Annotated in this window: 2 protein-coding genes and 1 pseudogene; all 3 read right to left on the minus strand. The window is 29.0% G+C overall.

Translation table 11 applies throughout. The annotated features are described in order from the left end of the window. A pseudogene (locus RMN92_RS10285) lies at positions 1–135 on the minus strand (IS1595 family transposase); the annotation flags it as partial. 86 nt (positions 136–221) lie between these two features. Then, the gene (locus RMN92_RS10290; RefSeq protein ID WP_309609361.1) at positions 222–1,064 is read right to left on the minus strand and encodes a hypothetical protein; all 843 of its coding nucleotides are present in this window, start codon (positions 1,062–1,064) and stop codon (positions 222–224) included. A gap of 26 nt (positions 1,065–1,090) precedes the next feature. Continuing rightward, positions 1,091–4,472: WGR domain-containing protein (locus RMN92_RS10295; protein WP_309609362.1), on the minus strand; the 3,382-nt coding region annotated here is incomplete at its 5' end.

The raw sequence follows: 4,472 nt of genomic DNA on the forward strand, positions 1-4,472 counted from the left end.
GAATTTTACGTGATTACATCTTACACATTTAAAGCCTTCTTTCCACTTTATTTCTGCTAAATATTCTAAACAATCTAAATCCGTTTTGAACTTATCTGTAAATTCTAAAATACTTTGTCCTGTAAACTTTTCCATACTTTAAATATACGAAAAAATTATAAGTAATTATCAGAACACCTCAAAATATTTATATTCAAAATAGCCATAACGCAACACTTTACTTATTGAATTTGAATTAGAAGTTGTATTAAATGTTGCGCCTGCTGGTTTTTTTTTGAATATTTATTTTCTTCTAATCTTGGATCAGTTACATAACGAATTTCTGCATTTTGAGCAATAGCATCGTCAATAAAAGGTTTATTGGTTTCGTCCCAATATCTTTTTGTTTGCACTTCATAATCGCTGTTTTTCCACGCTTCGTCTTCGGGAAATGGTATGTCTAATATTAACACATCACTAATTTGTTGTTCATCGGCTGCTTTTTTAACATCAATAGTTCCAGGTTTGTCATATGCTACTCCCAAAATGCATAACTTAACATCTCGCTTTTTAATAATTTTTCCACCAAACTTGGCATTTGGACTCATTAAAATTTCTTTGCAAGCTGGTTCGCTATTCAAACTTTCGGGTTTGTTATTATCATTTGAAACGCCGTTAAAACTAAATCCTTTTTTCATTGTTTCAGATGTTAAACTTGCAGAACTACCATTTATTTTAGCAGGTTTTTCATAAATATTTAGTCTAATCATTTTATTATCATTTCCACCTTGTGTTGGCTCATCACCTTCTATACTTGTATTTCCATTTAAATGAAGACCATTAATAGTATAAGAATCACCTCCGAAAGAAATTTTAACTTTATTTTCGCCAATTTTAGAAATTTCAACATTACCATTTTTATCTGTGAAACCGACACCGTATTCCATAATACTTATTTCGCATTTATAACTCCCGCTAATAATTTGTGCTAAATCTTGTTTGTCTTTTTCGCAATCGCTTTGGCTAAAAGCCAAATTGGAAATTGTAATAAATGCTAAGATTAAAAGTGTTTTTAAATTTTTCATTTTGATTTTTTTTGACAGTTATTAAATTATTGATTGTATTTGTTTAATATGAGTTTTTCTGCATCGCAAAACATTTTTCTAATTGCAAATGTGTTCAATAAATTATCTTTTACTGTGGTTGTAAAACCAAATTTTGGTGTTTCATTGTCCGATTCATAATGTTGTGTTATAAATTGTGTTTCGCCGGTTTCAAAATAATTAATATACATTGAATAATTATAAATCGTATTCCAAAAACCCATTTGAAGGTGTTTTTCTTTTTTTACAAAAAAATTGTATTGGCTGTCTACTATTATATCTTCAAAAAAAGTTTCGTCGATAGCTAAATTTTTTAAGATTTCTATTTCAAATATTTTTTGTATTCTATCAGGAAAAGTGAGAATAAAATCGGCATATTTATTCAAAAATTTTGACTCGTCAATTAGTGGTTTGCCGTTTTTAAAAGCATCTAAAAAAGTTTCATTTTCTATCAGATGTCCAAACTTTTCGTCAAAATATATATAATCTACAAGAAAAACATCTTCTAAATAGTGTGTTGGCGGTTGAATTGCTATTTCTTTTGAGATGCTTCCATCATCGTTTTCAATATCAATTTGCACATAAATATCTTTTTTGGAATCATTGATTATTGCATTTACAGATGTCAAATTTGCAAAATACATTTTCATATTTGTAGATTTAATAACAAATATTTTGGCATTTCCATTTACAATCAATTCTCCAAAATTATAATGACTATAAATAATTTGACAAATAAAATCGCCACCAATATAATGGCTGTCGCCGCAGAAATAAGCGTTTTGAATCATTACATTTTTTAGGGCAATAAATGGTGTCGAAAAATCTTCGTATTTTGATTGTAAACTTTTATTAATTATTACATTTTCTTTGAAGATAAAACCTAAAATTGTAATATTATCTTGACCTTCAATTTCTGAATCAATTTCCAAAATATCAGTTTGTAATTCAGTTTCGCATAACAAAAAGAAACCTTTTTTGCGACTTTCTAAATCGCAATCTACAGAACTCATTTGATGAACATCATAAATTCTTTTTCCTTCAAGATCTTTTAAATCACCAATTAACTCATCGGCTTCTAATCGGGAAATCACTCTAAAGTCGATGCCGCAAAAAGTAACATTTTCAATTGTTTTTGGAAAAATTTTGTTTTTAATTTCGGCTGATAATTCTTGAATGTTTTCGTGATCTTCATAGATTGGATAGTTTAAAAAATCTTCGTTTTCGGTTTGTAATGCTTTATCCAATTTTGGATACCATTTTAAAAATTCGAAATATTTTTCCCAATCCATAAAATAGACAATTTTGCTGTAATCGTTGTATCTGTCAACGGCATTTCCAGATTGACTAGAGCAATAATGAAGTCCAAAATTGGTTGGATTTTCGTGTTTGTTTAGTTTTATAAAATACGACCTTATGTCAAATTCATCACTTGATTTTATTTCTTTTCCAATGCCAATTACGCCAGCTTCTTTAGGATTTCCTTGTCTGTTAAATCTAAAAAAATAATTTCCTGCCCAAAAACCGTGTTTGTCAGAATCGTTATAATCATTATATTTTTGTTGGATAACCGGAAATTTCAAATAGTTTTCTAAATCACGAATTTTTATTGTTTGGTAAAATAAATCATAGAAATGAATCGCTCTTTCGGCTCTTTCGAGAAACAAAAACCAAAATGTTTTTAGTTTTTCAAGAACCTCAATATCGGTTTCTATATCGTCATCAAAAACATACTCATAACTCGCATCAGAATGTGTTCGGTACATTGCGTGAAGATAAAATGTGTTGCTTTTTAGTTTCAATTTTTCTAAAAATCCTGTTGGTTCGGTTTCTTTTTTCTGAATAAAAAAACTCGATTTATCAGGAAAGTCAACGCCAATAAAAGTCATTTTGTTACTTGAGCTTTTTTTGGTGATGTTGCCTTGATAAATATCAAATTCAAAACTATCGGTTTCAGTTTGTTTTAATGAAAAATCTATTATTTTATCAAAATTTTGCCATTGTTTTTCGAATTCTACTTCGTTTTCGAAGGTTTTGATATTAAATAATATTGGAATATTTTTTAATCCTTCGGAAGTTGGATTTCTAATGGGATTTAAATCAATTTCATTATTTAAAATTGGTTTAGATGATTTCAAAAATTCGATAATTTCGCCTCTATCAAGGAAATTTTCCCAAGAGAAAACTTCGTCATCAAACTCTTCTTCGGTGATAATGACTTCGGGAACAAAAATGCTTTTAATAATATTTTCATTATACTCAATTTCGTCCTCATTTTCATCTTCATCTAACAAAAAATGTTCTGCATTTATACTTTTTTGGTCATAGTCATAATGATATTCATTAGTAGCTACAAATACTTTGGCATCTGTTTGTCCTTTTACAGTCAAATCGCCGTGGTTGTATTCTCCCCAAAAACATTCGTTAATCGTCAGGTTTCTTGTAATGTAAATTTCTTGTCCACCAACAATCATATTGTCTGCCGTTGCATCGCCCAATACAATTATGCCTGTTCCACCATCGGTATTTTCGTTAAAAATATTTTTAGCTTTTAAATTTCCTTCTACTAAAATTGTAAAAATATGTTCTGGATTTTCTTCTTGATTGAAAATATTATCTAAATCGAGATTGTCAATTTCCCAATCGCCTAGAATGTGCAAAATAGTTTCGCCGTCAAATTCTGCTTTGTTATTTTTGTTTCTTTCGCTAATCCAACAATCGTCTGGAAATAAATGTTTTATAGTCGCAAATTTCTGAAAACGCATTGGGACAATTGATGATTTCCAATGATTGACTGCGATTCCTTTTTTCATAAATGGAACGGCATACGAAATATCATCACGATATATTGTAATTGATGCTAACTTTTCGCATTGCAAAAGCGGACTTAAATCTATATTTGAGATTATCATTGCGCTTGGTGCAAATTCTATAAGATTTGATAAATATTTAATATCATTTAAACTTTGAATGTCAAAAATTTGATCTTCGCCATCCCAATTTGCAATCAAAATTCCATAAACCTCATCGCCGCCATCGGGACAAAAACTAGTTATTGATGCCAATATTTCTGGAGCAATTTCTAAATTTTCAAAGAACTTTTTTATTTCAGGAATTGGTTCGTATGAAAAATTTTTATCCATATCCCAATATTTTTCTTTGAGAACGTCAAGTTCTGTGTCAAAAATATTTTTTCCAATAAAATGGTCTATTACTTGCAATTTAAAATTGAAATCCTCGAAAACTATTATGGTTGAATTTTCTTCTAACTTTTGGGTTTTAAAATTTTCGACAACCTCTAAATATCCTTTTTTTGTTTTTTCGGCAATTAGTTTGTTGTATTCTTTTTCGGCTATTGTAATATCATCAAATATTTTTTCAGAAACTTGT

Origin of the sequence: Flavobacterium sp. (assembly GCF_031363805.1) — a bacterium.
GTDB lineage: Bacteria > Bacteroidota > Bacteroidia > Flavobacteriales > Flavobacteriaceae > Flavobacterium.

Excerpts from the sequence above, each read along its gene's own strand:
- RMN92_RS10290 (WP_309609361.1), bottom strand. The coding sequence starts at position 1,064 with ATGAAAAATTTAAAAACACTTTTAATCTTAGCATTTATTACAATTTCC.